General features: G+C 70.2%; 15 protein-coding genes. 12 read left to right on the plus strand and 3 right to left on the minus strand.

The annotated features are described in order from the left end of the window. Positions 1–90 precede the first annotated feature (90 nt). Both ABD327_RS18475 and ABD327_RS18480 read right to left on the minus strand, forming a co-directional pair. On the minus strand, positions 91–405 hold the full coding sequence (locus ABD327_RS18475) for a DMT family transporter (RefSeq protein ID WP_344451708.1): 315 nt from the start codon (positions 403–405) through the stop codon (positions 91–93). Next, positions 402–1,028: an FMN-dependent NADH-azoreductase gene (locus ABD327_RS18480; protein ID WP_344451709.1), complete on the minus strand. Its 627-nt coding sequence runs from the start codon at positions 1,026–1,028 to the stop codon at positions 402–404. The genes ABD327_RS18475 and ABD327_RS18480 overlap by 4 nt, the downstream gene beginning before the upstream one ends. Positions 1,029–1,102: 74 nt before the next feature. On the opposite strand from ABD327_RS18480, the gene ABD327_RS18485 reads away from it, so the two are divergent. After that, positions 1,103–1,699 carry a TetR/AcrR family transcriptional regulator gene (locus tag ABD327_RS18485; RefSeq protein WP_344451710.1) on the plus strand — a complete coding sequence of 199 codons (597 nt, stop codon included), beginning with the start codon at positions 1,103–1,105 and terminating at the stop codon, positions 1,697–1,699. A 103-nt stretch (positions 1,700–1,802) separates the two neighbouring features. Here ABD327_RS18485 and ABD327_RS18490 read toward each other — a convergent pair whose 3' ends face one another. Then, positions 1,803–2,537, minus strand: coding sequence for a TetR family transcriptional regulator (locus ABD327_RS18490; RefSeq protein ID WP_344451712.1), 735 nt, complete (start codon positions 2,535–2,537; stop codon positions 1,803–1,805). Positions 2,538–2,610: 73 nt separating this feature from the next. On the opposite strand from ABD327_RS18490, the gene ABD327_RS18495 reads away from it, so the two are divergent. The 11 genes from ABD327_RS18495 (at position 2,611) to ABD327_RS18545 (ending at position 14,270) form a co-directional block, all read left to right on the plus strand. Next, positions 2,611–3,516 carry an alpha/beta hydrolase gene (locus tag ABD327_RS18495; RefSeq protein ID WP_344451713.1) on the plus strand — a complete coding sequence of 302 codons (906 nt, stop codon included), beginning with the start codon at positions 2,611–2,613 and terminating at the stop codon, positions 3,514–3,516. A gap of 225 nt (positions 3,517–3,741) precedes the next feature. Continuing rightward, entirely contained in the window at positions 3,742–4,011 is a 270-nt protein-coding gene (locus ABD327_RS18500; RefSeq protein WP_344451714.1) for a metal-sensitive transcriptional regulator, read from the plus strand. A 121-nt stretch (positions 4,012–4,132) separates the two neighbouring features. Next, positions 4,133–5,449 carry an MBL fold metallo-hydrolase gene (locus ABD327_RS18505; protein WP_344451716.1) on the plus strand — a complete coding sequence of 439 codons (1,317 nt, stop codon included), beginning with the start codon at positions 4,133–4,135 and terminating at the stop codon, positions 5,447–5,449. Positions 5,450–5,477: 28 nt separating this feature from the next. After that, positions 5,478–6,032 (plus strand): rhodanese-like domain-containing protein, encoded by a 555-nt coding sequence (locus tag ABD327_RS18510; RefSeq protein WP_344451717.1) that lies wholly within the window; start codon positions 5,478–5,480, stop codon positions 6,030–6,032. Beyond that, on the plus strand, positions 6,029–6,799 hold the full coding sequence (locus tag ABD327_RS18515; RefSeq protein ID WP_344451718.1) for a sulfite exporter TauE/SafE family protein: 771 nt from the start codon (positions 6,029–6,031) through the stop codon (positions 6,797–6,799). The genes ABD327_RS18510 and ABD327_RS18515 overlap by 4 nt, the downstream gene beginning before the upstream one ends. A gap of 705 nt (positions 6,800–7,504) precedes the next feature. After that, positions 7,505–8,230: a FadR/GntR family transcriptional regulator gene (locus ABD327_RS18520; protein WP_344451719.1), complete on the plus strand. Its 726-nt coding sequence runs from the start codon at positions 7,505–7,507 to the stop codon at positions 8,228–8,230. A 178-nt stretch (positions 8,231–8,408) separates the two neighbouring features. Next, entirely contained in the window at positions 8,409–9,449 is a 1,041-nt protein-coding gene (locus tag ABD327_RS18525; protein WP_344451720.1) for a thiamine pyrophosphate-dependent dehydrogenase E1 component subunit alpha, read from the plus strand. Positions 9,450–9,478: 29 nt separating this feature from the next. Further along, positions 9,479–10,507: an alpha-ketoacid dehydrogenase subunit beta gene (locus tag ABD327_RS18530; protein WP_344451721.1), complete on the plus strand. Its 1,029-nt coding sequence runs from the start codon at positions 9,479–9,481 to the stop codon at positions 10,505–10,507. Beyond that, complete coding sequence (locus tag ABD327_RS18535; protein ID WP_344451722.1) at positions 10,504–11,400, plus strand: mycofactocin-coupled SDR family oxidoreductase; 897 nt, start codon at positions 10,504–10,506, stop codon at positions 11,398–11,400. Before ABD327_RS18530 ends, ABD327_RS18535 begins: the two co-directional genes overlap by 4 nt. Before the next feature lie 108 nt (positions 11,401–11,508). Continuing rightward, positions 11,509–13,179: an ABC transporter substrate-binding protein gene (locus ABD327_RS18540; protein WP_344451723.1), complete on the plus strand. Its 1,671-nt coding sequence runs from the start codon at positions 11,509–11,511 to the stop codon at positions 13,177–13,179. 65 nt (positions 13,180–13,244) lie between these two features. Next, entirely contained in the window at positions 13,245–14,270 is a 1,026-nt protein-coding gene (locus ABD327_RS18545; RefSeq protein ID WP_344451724.1) for an ABC transporter permease, read from the plus strand. Positions 14,271–14,281: the final 11 nt, after the last annotated feature.

The raw sequence follows: 14,281 nt of genomic DNA on the forward strand, positions 1-14,281 counted from the left end.
TCAGTCGATCCGAGCGTCCGGCATCACACGTCCGCCGGTAGGGGGCGGATGAGAACCGCTTCGCTTCTCATCCGCCGCCTTCCTTTCGGCTCAGGCGGTGATCCGGGCCAGCACGATCCCTCCGATGATGAGGGCGAGTGCCGCCGTCCTGCCCGCCGAGACGGGGTCGTCGTTGAGGACGGCGCCCAGGACGATCGCGCCGACGGCGCCGATGCCGGTGAAGACCGCGTACGCGGTGCCGACGGGCAGCGTGTTCATGGCCTGTGAGAGCAGCCAGACGGCGGCGGCCATGAGGGCGAGGCAGACCAGTGTGGGAATCGGCCGGGTGAAGTTGTGCGTCGGCTTGATGCTCTGCGACCACGCCACCTCCACCAGCCCGGCCAGCAGGAGGGCCAGCCAGTTCACCGGGCTGCTTCTTTGAGCGCGGCCGCCAGGGACTCCTCGTGCCGGTCGCGCAGATGCGCCAGCGCCGGGTCGTGCCGGGCGTTGACCAGTTCCGCGTGGATGAACGTCACGTCCTCGACGCGGAAGTGGCCCTTGAAGAAGTCGCGCAGGTAGCGCTCCTGGTGGTCGTACGGTTCGCGCGGAGTGCCCGGGCCGTACGCGCCGCCGCGCGCGCCGGTCACCACGAACGACCGGCCCTCCAACGACATCTTCGGGAAGGTGATCTGGTCGATCCACGCCTTGAGCGACGACGGGATCGAGTAGTTGTACATCGGCGCGCCGATCAGGATGACGTCGGCTGCCGTCACCTCGGCGAGCAGCGGCTCCACGATGGCCCACGCCCGGTGCTGGGCGGGGGTGCGGACCGCTTCCCGGTAGCGCGAGATGTCGGTGATCTCGTGTTCGAGGATGTGGTCGCACAGCTCGGTCCAGGCTTCGCCGATGTGCGGCACGGGTCGCGCGGCCAGGTCGCGGTGGACGTATCCGGCCCCCGGGTGGGCCGCCCGCCAGGTTTCGGCGTACACGCCCGACAGCTTTCGCGAGAACGACGCCCGGCGTGCGCTGGCGTCCAGATGCAGCAGCATGATCTCTCCTCAGATAAGTGGACACGCTGTCCACTTCAATATAAGCGGACATGGTGTCCATATACAATCCCGGTATGGAGAGAGCCGACGCCGCGCGCAACCGCGCCAGGATCCTGGAGGCGGCCGCCCTGCTCTTCGCGGAGAAGACGCCGCAGGACGTGACGATGGACGACATCGCGAAGAAGGCGGGAGTGGGGCGGGGCACGCTCTACCGCCGGTATCCGGACCGGGCCTCGATCGCCGTCGCACTACTCGACGAGCACGAGCGGGAACTGCAGGAACGGCTGCTGCGCGGCGAGCCGCCGCTGGGCCCCGGCGCGCCGCCCGCCGAACGGCTGGCCGCCTTCTACACGGCCATGGTGCGCCTGCTGGAGGACCACCGGCACCTGGTGCTCGGCTCGGAGGTGGGCCGCTCCCGCTTCGAGACCGGCGCGTACGGGTTCTGGCGCGCCCACGTGCGCGCACTCCTGACCGCCGCCGGCACGCCCGCCCCCGACGCCCTCGTCGACGTCCTGCTCGCGCCCCTCGCCCCCGAGGTCTACGGCTACCAGCGCGAGGTGCTCGGCCTGACCCCCGACCAGATCACCGCGGCACTGGCCAGGCTCACCGCGGCCATCGCCGCGGAAACCCGTGAGCACGGCCCTGACGAACACATCGGCCGACCTGGCTGAAGTTCGTCGCATGGCACTGGTGCCCACACCGCGGGAGGTTCGGAGGCCGTCCGGACGGGACGAAACATCGCCCCGTCTCGAAACACAGTCTCAGAACAGGGTCTCAAAAAGCGGTTTTGAGACAGCGGTAGACGGTGGCGCGGGAGACGCCGAAGCGCTCGGCGATCCACTCGGCGGAGTGCTCGCCGGAGGCGTGCATCCGGCGGATCTCGGCGGCCTGCTCCTCGCTCAGCGCCGACGGGCGCCCGCCGCCGCGCCCGCGCCGCCGGGAGGGCGGGCGCGCCGTCACGGGCGGCTCGCCCAGGAGGGTCCGGGCGCCGTCGAGCAGGAGGCGGCGCAGCCGTTCGGCGGGGACGTCGTGGAAGAGCACCAGCGGATCGGTGAGGCCGGCGACCGCCTGCGCGGCGCGCACCCGCCGCTCGAGGTCGGGGCCGGGGCCGCAGACCAGGTCGTTCGCCAGTGCCATGACGGCCCGGAACCGCTCGGCCACCGGGGCCTGGACCAGCAGCGTCATGTCCCGGACGAGCATGAGCAGCGTCTTTCGGTGGGCCAGGCCGACGTCCACGAACCCCTCGATCGCCCGCCACCGCACCACTTCCGGATCATCGTGCGCCTCGGCGGCGTTCAGCGCGCTCTCGTAGGCGTCCAGCAGCGGCAGCGTCAGGCGGTGGAGGATCTCCTCCTTGGACGCGAAGTGGTAGTAGAGGGCCGCCTTGGTGATGCCCACCCGCTCGGCGATCGACCGCATGGACGTCGCACGGTAGCCGTGCTCGCCGAACAGGGTGCCGGCGGCGGCCAGGATCCGCTCGGCGGTGGTCCCGGAACCCCGGACGGTCATTCGCCCTCCCTACTTACCTTGGGTCAGTTATTTTGCTATTTTACCGACCGGGGATCAGTGACGGGAGACTCTCATGGCGGAACACAGGCGTGTGTCGTTCGCATCGGGCGAGGCGACGTGCACCGGCTACCTCCATCTGCCGGGCGAGCGGCACGGGCCGCTGCCCTGCGTGGTGCTGGCCCACGGGGTCAGCGGCACCATGGACCGGCTCTTCCCCCAGGCGGAGGCGTTCGCCGCCGCGGGGCTGGCGGCGCTGGTCTTCGACTACAGGGGGTTCGGAGAGAGCGGCGGCGAGCCGCGCCTCGTCCTGGACCTCGAGCGCCAGCGGGAGGACCTGCGCGCCGCCATCGCCTTCGCCCGCGCCGACGAGCACATCGACCCCGACGCGATCCTGCTGTGGGGCAACTCCCTCGGTGGCGCACACGTCATCACCGTGGCGTCGGGCGATCCTCGCGTGGCGGCGGTGGTGTCGCAGATCCCCTTCAACGGGTTCCCGCGCAAGGTGGAGGGCCGCTCGTCCTGGAACACGATGAAGCTGATGGCCGCCATCCTCTGGGACGCGCTCCGCGGTGCCCTGCGCCTGCGCCCCTACTACATCCCCATGCTCGGCAGACCCGGGGAACTGGCCGTCGCCGCGACCGAGGAGTCCGAGCAGCACATCCGCCTGCTGGCCGGCGAGGACGGCCGGACCCGGTGGCGCAACAGCATCGCCCCCCGCGGCCTGCTGGACATGATGCGCTACCACCCGGCCGAGGACGCCGCCCGCCTGACGAGACCGCTGCTGGTCTGCGTCGCCGCCCAGGACCGCGAAACCCCGGAAGAGACCGCGCGGCAGCTCGCCGACCGCGCACCACAAGGCGAACTACGGCGTTATGACGGCTCGCACTTCACCTTCTACACCGACCCGTCCATCCGCGAGGAAGTCCTGGCCGACCAGATCGCCTTCTACCGAAGGCACCTCACCGCGTCCACGACCTGAGCCGAGCCCCGAACCCGGTGGTGCGGCTTCCCGTCCTTCGACGGTGAAGCCCTCGAAGTCGAGGCCGTGGGAGGCGAGAACTCCCCGGAAAGGGAAACTGGCGGTCCAGCGGATCATGTCGCCGAGGCGCGGCCCTCATCGGATGACGTGCCAGGGCCGGAGGAGCCTCGGCGAGCCGCAGGGGTTCTGGACAAAGCACACCAATCGGCGGATACCCTAGGGGGTATGGAGTTGAACGAGTCGATGGTCGGGGACGCCGCGGTGCGCCTGAAGCGTGCCCAGGGGCAGCTCGCCGGAGTGATCGCGATGATCGAGCAGGGCGAGGACTGCGTCAAGGTGCTCACCCAACTCGCCGCGGTCTCCAAGGCCATCGACCGGGCCGGATTCAAGATCGTGGCCAGCGGGATGCGGCACTGCCAGGACGCCCGCGCCCGCGGCGAGGAGGCGCCCATGTCGGTGGAGCAGCTGGAGAAGCTCTTCCTCGCCCTGGCCTGAGCCGGCTCGTCCTCTCATCGCGGAAGACCGTCCTGGTCTCCGCATGACCATCGGATACCCCCTGGGGTATCCATGACTTCTCGATACCCCCCGGGGTATCGGTCGAAAGGAGTGTCTCCGAATGGAGATCATCGCGTTCCGCACGCCCGGCCTGGGCGATCAGAGCTACCTGCTGGCCCATGAGGGCCGGGGCGTGCTGGTGGACCCGCAGCGCGACATCGACCGGTTCCTGGACGCCGCCGAACAGCGGGATCTGGAGCTGCGGTTCGTGCTGGAGACCCATCTGCACAACGACTACGTCTCCGGCGCCGGCCAGGCCGCCGCCCGCACCGGTGCGGAGCTGGTGCTGCCCGCCGCGGCCGCGGCGGCCTACCCGCACACGCCCGCGTTCCACCTGGAGGACCTCGACGGCGGCAAGGGCCTGACCGTCCGGCCGATCCACACTCCCGGCCACACGCCCGAGCACACCAGCTACCTCGTGCTCGTGGACGGCGAGCCGGTCGCGGTGTTCTCCGGCGGCAGCCTCCTGGTCTCCTCCGCGGGCCGTCCCGACCTGCTCGGGCCCGAACGCGCCCGCACCCTGGCCACCCTCCAGCACGGCTCGGCGCACCGGCTGGCCGCACTGCCGCGGGACGTCGAGCTGCTGCCCACGCACGGCGAGGGCTCGTTCTGCTCCGTCACCGGGGCCGGTCGCCACACCTCCACCATCGGCGCCGAACAGGACGGCAACCCGCTGCTCGCCCTGCCCACCGCACAGGCGTTCACCGACACCCTGCTGAGCGGCCTGCCGCCCATCCCGGCCTTCTACGCGCACATGGGCCCGGCCAACCTCTACGGGGCACCGCCCGCGCCCGCCGCCGAGCTGCCGGAGATGTCACCGGCCGACCTGGAGCAGGACGTGCACGTGGTCGACATCCGGCCCCGCGCCGTCCAGGCCGCCGGGTTCCTGCCCGGCTCCACCGGCATCGAACTCGGCGAGGACTTCGGCAGCTGGGCGGGCTGGCTGCTGCCCTACGGCGCCGCCATCGCCCTGGTCGCCGAGCCCGGCCAGGACGTCGCCGAAGCCCGCACCCAGCTCACCCGCATCGGCTTCGACGACGTGCGCGGCGTCATCACCGACCCCGGCCCGGCCGCCACCGGCCGCTTCACCCTCACCGACCTGCCGGCCTTCCGCGGCCTCCTGCCCGGCGCGCAGGTCCTGGACGTGCGGATGCCCTCCGAACACGCCGCCGCACCCCTGCCCGGAGCCGTCGAGAGGTTCCTGCCCGACCTGCTCACCGACGGCATCCCCGCCGGCCTGGATCCGGCCCGCCCGGTCCTCATCGCGTGCGGCTCCGGCCGCCGCGCCGCCATCGCCGCCACCCTCCTCGCCCGCCACGGCTTCGACCCGATCGTCCTGGACCGGGCGAGCGCCGCCGACGTCGCCCCGGCCGCCTGACGACCACATCTCGAAACGGAGACACCCCATGACCACGATCGACGCGGCGGCCGTCCGCGCCCTGCCCACCGGCGCCGATGTGCTGCTGCTGGACGTCCGCACCCCGGGCGAGTTCGAGACCGCCCACCTGGAGCACGCGGTCAACGTGCCGCTGAACCGCCTCGATGCCCACCTGCCCCAGCTCACCGCCGCCGCGAAACGCATCATCGTCATCTGCCAGTCCGGCAACCGCGCCGCCACCGCCCACACCGCCCTCACCGCGGCGGGCATCACCGGGGCCGCCGTTCTGGTCGGCGGTATGAACGCCTGGACCGCCTCGGGCGCGCCCGTCATCCGCGGCCGTCAACGCTGGAGCCTGGAGCGCCAGGTCCGCCTCGCCGCCGGACTGCTGGTCCTGGGCACCGTCGCGCTCAGCCTCCTGACGCCCTGGGCCCTGCTGGCGACCGCGTTCGTCGGCGCCGGGCTCACCTTCGCCGGAGCCACCGACACCTGCATGATGGGACTCCTGCTCGCCCGCCTCCCTTACAACCAGGGTGACGCGGCCGACCCCGGCGCGGAACCGGCGCGCGCCTGTCGCCGATGAGCGCCACCCTCGCCCTGGTCGCGGCCGGAGCACTCCTGGTCGGCCTCAGCCTGGGCCTGATGGGCGCGGGCGGCTCGGTCCTGGCCGTACCGATCCTCATCTACGGTGCGGGCCAGCCCATGAGCGTCGCCGTCCCCACCTCCCTGCTCGTCGTCGCCGCATCGTCCTGCGCCGCGCTCGCGCCCCGCCTGCGCCAGGGCGACATCCGCTGGAACGTCGCCCTGGTCTTCGCCGCGGGCGGGGCGCCCGCCGCCCTTCTCGGAGCCAAAGCCGCCCGCGCGCTGCCCGAGGCGGTGCTGCTGCCCGCCTTCGCCGTCATCATGGTCATCGTCGCCGTCCGCATGCTGCGCGGCGGCGAACCGACCGGAGGCGCCTGCCGCACCCGGTCCGGACGCGTCAACCGCCGCCGCTGCCTGCCCCGCACCCTCGCCGCGGGCACCGGCATCGGCCTCCTCACCGGTGTCTTCGGCGTCGGCGGAGGCTTCGCCGTGGTCCCCGCCCTCACCCTCCTGCTCGGCCTCACCACCACCGAGGCCGCCGCCACCTCCCTCGTCATCATCACCGTCAACTCCACCGCGGGCCTGGCCGGTCACTCCACCGCCCACCTCGACTACGGCGTCGTCCTCACCTTCACCGCGGTGGCGATCGCCGCCTCCCTCGCCGCCGCCCGCTGGGCCACCCGCCTACCCGCCGACCGCGTCCGCAAGATCTTCGCCTGGACCATCCTGGCTCTGGCCCCCGTCATGGCCGCAAGCGCCCTCACCTGACCGGCCCGCCATCGACTACCAAGTTGCATGTGAAGCCCTCGATGCCAGGGGCATGAGAGGCGAGAACGCCCCGGAAACACAAATATCGAGATTACCGGATCCCGACCATGCAGCCATTCGGTCAGCGCCCCCAAGGGAGCGAAGTCGAATGGCTGCATGGCCAGTGGCGGGGTGTCGCAGGCCACTGGCCTACGCGGCCTCGCCTTGGCGGTCGCATGTACGGGTTCGGCCAGCGGTAACGGGCTTGGCGCAGGCCTGCCGGCAGGGGGTTCGACTTCCCCGGCATGATCGGCACGGCTGTGTGATCATGACGTTGGTCGTGTTCCCGTCTGCCGCGAGAGGCACGGGTGGAGCAGTAATTGAAAGCAATATCGATCGGGTCGAATCTCGACCAGACCGGTATTGGGAAACGTCAATTCTGGAACCGCTAAAAAATGGTGATGGGCCCTGGGAGCCGCCACCCGGGTGGTTCCCTGCGGCCTGGAGGTCCGCAGGGTGGCCTTCCCGTCCTGCGGGCGGATCGCCGGTCGATCTTCGGTCTTCGGTCTTCGGTCTTCGGGGAGCCGAATGCTCGCCAGGGCGTCGATCCGGTCGGTCGACGCGCCACGCCGCGACCGGATTGTTTTTTGGACAGGGGATTGACGAACTTTTGGGCGCTCTGGCACGATCCCGGTCATGTGGTCAGACCAGCAAACCTTCAGTCCAGTGCAGACCGCGAACCGTCGTTATCTGCAGGTGGCCATGCAGATCCTGGAGGCGATCGGTGCGCGCAGGATCCCCTTCGGGTCGAAGCTGCCGTCTGATCGCGAACTCGCCGAGCTGATGGGGGTCAGCCGCCCGACGGTTCGGGAGGCGATCCTCGCCCTGGAGGTCGTCGGGATCCTGCAGGTGCGTTCCGGTGACGGCACCTATGTCGCATCAGGCGGGATACGGTCCTCGGCGATCAGCGAACTGCTGAGCGACCGGTCGCTCCGGGTGCCGGCGGCGGAGGTGCTCGAGGCGCGGCTGGTGGTCGAGCCGGCGGCCGTCGCGCTGACCGCCGAGCGCATCTCCGACGAGGCGATCGGGGAACTCGAGGAACTGCTCGGCCGGGCCGAGGCGCTCGTGGACGACACCGAAGGGCTCGCGGAGTTCGTCAGGCTCGGGCTCAGGTTCCACGCGGAACTGCTCAAGCACTGCTGCAACGCCCACCTCTCGGCTTTCGCCACCGCCCTCGTCGACCTCGACGAGCATCCTCTGTGGACGCTCCTCAACGCCTTCGCGGTCCAGGCGGTGGGCGCGCGCCGACAGCAGATCGAGGAGCACCGCGCGATCCTCCAGGCGGTCCGCGACCGCGATTCGGCGCTGGCGTCCTCTCTGGTCACAGAACACCTCCAGCATCTGAACGCTCAGGTCGACGAGGTGAAAGCCGCCGGATCGCCGCGTCCCTGACGGAACCGGGCGGCGGCCTCTCCGGGGTCGCCGCCCCCTGCCGAAGCCTCTGGATCGGCGGCAGAAACTGCTGATCATGGAACGTTCCCCCAATCCTCATGAAGCGTCGAACCCCATTACGCATACGGAACAGCGGCCCACAAGGCCATCAACGCCACTGAGAAGAAAGGCAGACTCGATGAACCAGACCAAGGTCTCGGAGGTATCGGAGCTTCCGGCCGGAGTGCCGGAGGCGACGCTCGTCGACCTCTACCGGACGATGTCGCTGATCAGGACGTTCGAGGAGCGCGTCCACGAGCTGTTCGTCGAAGGAGAGCTGCCGGGCTTCCTGCACCTGTGCTCCGGCCAGGAGGCCACCGCCGCGGGGGTCATCGCCCACCTGCGGACCGAGGACGGGATCACCTCGACGCACCGCAACCACGGCCACGCCCTGGCCAAGGGGGTCAGCCCCGCGGCCATGATGATCGAGCTGTACGGCAGGGCGGGCGGCACCAACGCGGGCAAGGGCGGGTCCATGCACCTGGCCGACCAGCGGGTGGGGCACGTGGCCAGCGGCGGGATCGTCGGGGCGGGCGCCCCGCTCGCGCTCGGCCTCGCCCAGGCCGCCAAGCTGGCCGGCACCGACGGAGTGGCCGCCGTGTTCTTCGGAGACGGCGCCGCGCAGCAGGGCACGGTGCTGGAGTCGATGAACCTGGCGGCCGTGTGGAAGCTGCCGATCCTGTTCGTCTGCGAGAACAACCTGTTCGGCCAGGCGACCACCATCGGCTACTCCTCCGCCGTCGCTCCGGCCGCCCGCGCCGAAGGCTTCGGGATGGCCTCCGAGGAGGTCGACGGCCAGGACGTGATCGCGGTCTACCAGGCCGCCGGGCGCGCGGTGGAGCGGGCCCGCGCCGGAGAAGGGCCGACCTATCTGGAACTGACGACCTACAGCTACCACGGGGCCTGGGAGGGCGAGCCGAAGCGCGCCTACCGCCTCCCCGAGGTGGAGTCCGACTTCCGGGGGCGCGACCCCCTGCGGCTGCTGGCCGCGGCGCTCGCCGCGGTCAAGCAGGACTGGATCGACGTCAAGGACGAGATCGAGGAGGAGATCGAGGAGCAGGTGGAGAGCGCGATCGAGGCCGGCCGCGCGGCGCCCTACCCCGACCCCGCCACGGTGACCGAGGGCGTCTACGCCGACCCGACGGTGACCATCGACCGCGACGGCCTCACGGTCCACTGACCGCAGACGAGCAGAGAGAGGCGATCAGCATGAGAGTTCTGTCGTTCGCAGACGCGATCAACGAGGCGATCCAGCTGGAGATGGCACGGGACCCGCGCGTCCTGGTCACCGGCGAGGACGTCGCCGGAGGCGCGACCATCCCCGGATTCGACCGCGCCGACGCCTGGGGAGGCGTGTTCGGGGTCACCCGCGGGCTCGTCACCGAGTTCGGGCGGGACCGGGTGATCGACACGCCGATCTCCGAGTCGGCGTTCATCGGCGCCGCGATCGGCGCGGCCACCTCCGGCTACCGGACGGTGACCGAGCTGCAGTTCCTGGACTTCATGGGCGTCTGCCTGGACCAGATCATCAACCAGGCGGCCAAGCTGCACTACGCCCGCGGAAGCGACAGCGCGGGCATCCCGATCGTGATCCGCAGCATGATCGGAGCGGGTTCCCGCGCGGGCAGCACCCAGTCGCAGAGCCACTACTCGACCGTCGCACACTTCCCCGGCCTCAAGGTCGTCGCCCCGGCGACGCCCGCCGACGCCAAGGGGCTGATGATCTCGGCGATCCGAGACCAGGACCCGGTGTTCTTCCTGGAGAACAAGGCGCTGTACGAGACCAGGGGTCCGGTGCCGGAAGGCGACTACACCGTTCCGATCGGCCGCGCCAACGTCGTCCGCGAGGGCCGGGACGTCACCGTGGTGACGATCGCGCGGATGCTCTCGGTGGCCGAGAAGGCGGTGGCCGAGCTCGCAGGCCGGGGGATCGAGGCCGAGCTCATCGACCTGCGCACGATCGCGCCGCTGGACCTGCCGACGATCCTGGAGTCGGTGGGCAGGACCGGGCGGCTGGTCGTCGTCGACGAGGACACGCCGCGCTGCTCGGTGGCCTCCGACATCGTCGGGCTGGTCTCCAGCCGGGCCTTCGACAAGCTCAAGGCCGCGCCGCGCATGGTGACCTCCCCGCACACCCCCGTCCCGTTCGCCCCTGTGCTGGAGGACGCCTTCATCCCGGCCGCGAACGACGTCGTCCAGGCGGTGCTGGCGACCGTCGGGCAGGAGGTGGCGGTGTGAGCGGCCCGGCCGGCGCCGTCGACGCGCCGTTCGAGCCCGGCCGGCACGCCGGCAAGGTCGCGCTGGTCAGCGGAGCGGCACGCGGGCAGGGGCGCGAGATCGCGCTGCGCCTGGCCAGGGAGGGCGCCGACATCGCGGTGTTCGACCTCTGCGCCGCGCCGGAGACCTCGCAGTATCCCGGCGCCACCCGCGAGGAGCTGGACGAGACGGTCCGCCTCGTGGAGGCCGAGGGGCGCCGGTGCGTCGCCGACGTCGTCGACGCGCGCGACCACGCCGCCGTCAGCGGTTTCGTCGACGACGTCGTGGAGCGGACCGGGCGGCTCGACATGGTCTGCGCGAACGCGGGCCTCGTGACCTGGGTGCCGTTCCTCGAACTGACTCCGGCGCAGTGGTCGGAGGTGATGGACATCAACGTCACCGGGGTGTTCAACACCGTCCAGCCCGCGTTGCGGCACATGGTCGAGCGGCGGAGCGGAAGCATCGTCATCACCTCGTCCTGCAACGCGGTGGAGCCGGGGCTGAGCATCGGGCACTACACCACCTCCAAGCACGCGGTGCTAGGGCTGACCAAGAACCTCGCACTGGAGTTCGGCCCGTCCAACATCCGGGTCAACACCGTCATGCCCAGCACGGTGAACACCGTCATGGGCCACAACAGCACCAACCTGAAATGGATCTTCGGCCGCGACGACGCGACCGAGGAGGAGTACCTCGCGGCGACGAGGCAGTGGCACGTGCTGCGCAACCAGCCGGCCCTGCCGCCGCCGGCCATAGCCGACGTCGTCTCCTGGCTGTGCGGCTCCGACGCCCGCTACATCACCGGCGCCGCGATCCCGGTGGACGCGGGACACCTCGTGCTGCCCGGCTTCAACCACGAACCGCTCTTCGACTGACACGCGTCCCGGCGGCACCGAGACCCGATAGGTCCGCCGGGAGCCCATATCCCACCCCGGATCGGGCCCCAGAAATCGCGCAGAACCCCCTTTGTTAGGAGGCCGTCCGTGGCCGACCAGGTGATGTCCCGACGCAGTCTGCTCAAGGGCGCCGCAGCAGTGGTGACCCTGCCCCTCCTCGGCACCGTCGCGTGCTCCCGGACGAACACGTCCGGAAGCACGGGAACGGCGGGCAAGGCGGGTCAGCTGACCATCGCCGTGAGCGCGCTCGCGGCTTCGCTGGACCGCGAGTACGAGATCGGAGCCGCGGCGCTCGAGGCGATGAACAACGTCTTCGAACCGCTCGTGGAGTTCTCCAACCGCCCGTTCGGCGCCAACGGCTCGCGCATCCCGGACTACGACCCCGCCAAGTGGGAGCTCCGGCTGCTGGCCGAGGAGCCCAAGGTCTCCAAGGACGGCCTGACCTGGACCCTCGTCTTCCGCGACGACGTCAAGAGCCACTCGGGCAACCCGCTCGTCGCCGAGGACTTCGCCTACGCCATCGAGCGGCACCAGCAGCTGTGGAGCCTGGGCTCGGTGTACAACCTCGTCGCGGGCCTGGTCCCCCGGGAGCGCAAGAGCTGGAAGGTGATCGACGAGCGGACGATCGAGGTCACCACCGAGAAGCCGAGCCCGTTGTTCAAGATCCTGCTGCAGAACAACTTCGCCTGGGGCATCTTCGACAGCGTCGCCTCCCGCGCCGCCGCGACGAAGGACGACCCGTACGTCAAGGAGTGGATGAAGGCCAACGGGTCGGACGCCGGCCACGGCCCCTACACGATCACCGAGCACAAGCCCGGCCAGCAGACCGTGTTCACCGCCTTCGACGGCTACCACCGCGGCAAGCCGAAGATCCAGACCGTGGTCCACCGGCAGGTCGACTCCTCCAGCACCCGGATCGCGCTGCTGCGGTCGGGCGAGGTCGACATCGTCCGCGACCTGCTCCCCACCGAGCTCAAGTCGCTCGAAGGAAGCAAGGGCGTCGTCGTCGACAACTTCGACGAGTCGCTGTTCCTGCTGCTGTTCATGATGCTCAACAACGGGTTCGAGCCCTTCGACGACAAGCTGGTACGGCAGGCGATCGCGCACGCGGTGCCGTACGACAAGATCGTCAAGGACGTCTACCAGGGGTACGCCTCGCCGTGGAAGGGCGTCATCAGCCGCGACTACCCGTACTTCGACGAGAGCGCCTGGGCGTACGGCGACGGGGCCAACGTCGCCAAGGCCCGCGAGCTGCTGGAGGAGGCCGGGCACGCCAAGGGCTTCAGCTGCGAACTGCTGGTCAACTCCAGCGAGCCGGTCTCCGAGCAGGTCGCGATCCTGGTCCAGTCGTCGCTGCGCGAGATCGGCATCGACCTCAAGCTCAACAAGCTGGCCGCGGCGGCCTTCACCGACCGCCTCACCGGCAAGAAGTACGAGGGCGCCGCCATCTGGCAGGACCTCGCCCTGACGCCCGACATCGGTTACAACTGCTTCCTCTACTACCGTTCGACGGCTTTCGCCAACGTCGCGGGCTACGAGTCCAAGGAGACCGACGCCCTGGTGAACAAGCTGCTCGTCACGATGGACGGGCCCGAGCGCGAAGCGGTGGCCAAGGAGTTCCAGCGCCAGGTCATCGAGGACTCCCCGGCGGTCTTCCTGGCCCAGCCGCACTACGTCGTCGCGCGGCGGGACCGGGTGAAGGGCGTCACCGCCTACCCCTCGCGCACCCTCCGGTTCGAAGAGCTCGAGCTGGCCTGACGCCGGACCGGCCGGCTCCTCCTTTCGGGAGCCGGCCGCACCGGCGACGAAGAGTCGGGAAAACGATGATCAAATTTATCGGCAAACGCCTGGCGCTGCTCGTCCCCCAGATGTTCCTCATCTGCCTCGTCAGCTTCCTGCTCACCAGGCTCACCCCCGGTAACCAGGCACGGGCCCAGCTGGGCAGCAGCGCCACCGAGGAGGCCGTCGCGCAGCTGGAGCGGGAACTCGGGCTGAACGACCCGTGGTACGCGCAGTTCGGCCGCTACCTCGACGGGATCGCGCACGGCGACCTGGGCACGTCCTGGACGACCGGCCAGCCGGTCCTCGACGACATCGCCCAGCGCGCCCCGGCGACGCTGGAGCTGATCTCGGTCGCGTTCGTCATCATGATGGCCCTGGCGCTGACGCTGGGCCTGGTCGGCGGCCTGACCAGGAACGCCCTGACGCGCGTCGGCGACAAGATCAGCTACTTCTACTCCCTCATGGCCGGAGCCGTGCCGGACTTCTGGTTCGGCATGATCGTGGTCTTCCTCTTCTACTACACCTTCCCGATCGCCGTCGCTCCGATCGGGCAGTACGACCAGGCGTTCGACCCGGCGGTGATCACCGGCTCGGTGCTCGTGGACTCCCTGGTCACGCTGGACCTCCCGGTGCTGTTCAGCCATCTGGACCACCTGATCCTCCCGGTGCTCACGCTGGTCTTCATCAACACCGCGCCGATCCTGCGGATGGTCCGGAGCAGCGTCGACGACTCCCTGAAGTCCGGCTACACCACCCTGGCCAAGGCCAACGGGCTGCCGCAGAGGCAGATCGTCGGCTACGCGCTCCGCAGCGCGCTTCCCCCGATCATCACGCTGGCCGGCGTCTGGTACACGGTGCTCATCGCCGGCGCGGTCCTCACGGAGCAGATCTTCAGCTGGGGCGGTGTCGGCCAGTACGCCGTCCAGGCGGTGCAGAACGCCGACTGGTCCGCCCTGCAGGGAGTCGTCCTGCTCGCAGCCTTGCTATCGCTACTGGTGTACCTCGTGATCGACCTCCTGCACGCTTGGATCGATCCACGGGTACGCGTGACGGGGGGTACCCGATGACCGCGATCTCG

The organism is Actinocorallia aurantiaca (assembly GCF_039533685.1).
In the GTDB taxonomy this organism is placed as follows: domain Bacteria; phylum Actinomycetota; class Actinomycetes; order Streptosporangiales; family Streptosporangiaceae; genus Actinocorallia; species Actinocorallia aurantiaca.

Bases quoted from the DNA above. Each gene is read 5' to 3' on its own strand.
- ABD327_RS18480 (WP_344451709.1), bottom strand. From the start codon at position 1,028: ATGCTGCTGCATCTGGACGCCAGCGCACGCCGGGCGTCGTTCTCGCGA.
- ABD327_RS18485 (WP_344451710.1), top strand. From the start codon at position 1,103: ATGGAGAGAGCCGACGCCGCGCGCAACCGCGCCAGGATCCTGGAGGCG.
- ABD327_RS18490 (WP_344451712.1), bottom strand. From the start codon at position 2,537: ATGACCGTCCGGGGTTCCGGGACCACCGCCGAGCGGATCCTGGCCGCC.
- ABD327_RS18495 (WP_344451713.1), top strand. From the start codon at position 2,611: ATGGCGGAACACAGGCGTGTGTCGTTCGCATCGGGCGAGGCGACGTGC.
- ABD327_RS18500 (WP_344451714.1), top strand. From the start codon at position 3,742: ATGGAGTTGAACGAGTCGATGGTCGGGGACGCCGCGGTGCGCCTGAAG.
- ABD327_RS18505 (WP_344451716.1), top strand. From the start codon at position 4,133: ATGGAGATCATCGCGTTCCGCACGCCCGGCCTGGGCGATCAGAGCTAC.
- ABD327_RS18510 (WP_344451717.1), top strand. From the start codon at position 5,478: ATGACCACGATCGACGCGGCGGCCGTCCGCGCCCTGCCCACCGGCGCC.
- ABD327_RS18515 (WP_344451718.1), top strand. From the start codon at position 6,029: ATGAGCGCCACCCTCGCCCTGGTCGCGGCCGGAGCACTCCTGGTCGGC.
- ABD327_RS18525 (WP_344451720.1), top strand. From the start codon at position 8,409: ATGAACCAGACCAAGGTCTCGGAGGTATCGGAGCTTCCGGCCGGAGTG.
- ABD327_RS18530 (WP_344451721.1), top strand. From the start codon at position 9,479: ATGAGAGTTCTGTCGTTCGCAGACGCGATCAACGAGGCGATCCAGCTG.
- ABD327_RS18545 (WP_344451724.1), top strand. From the start codon at position 13,245: ATGATCAAATTTATCGGCAAACGCCTGGCGCTGCTCGTCCCCCAGATG.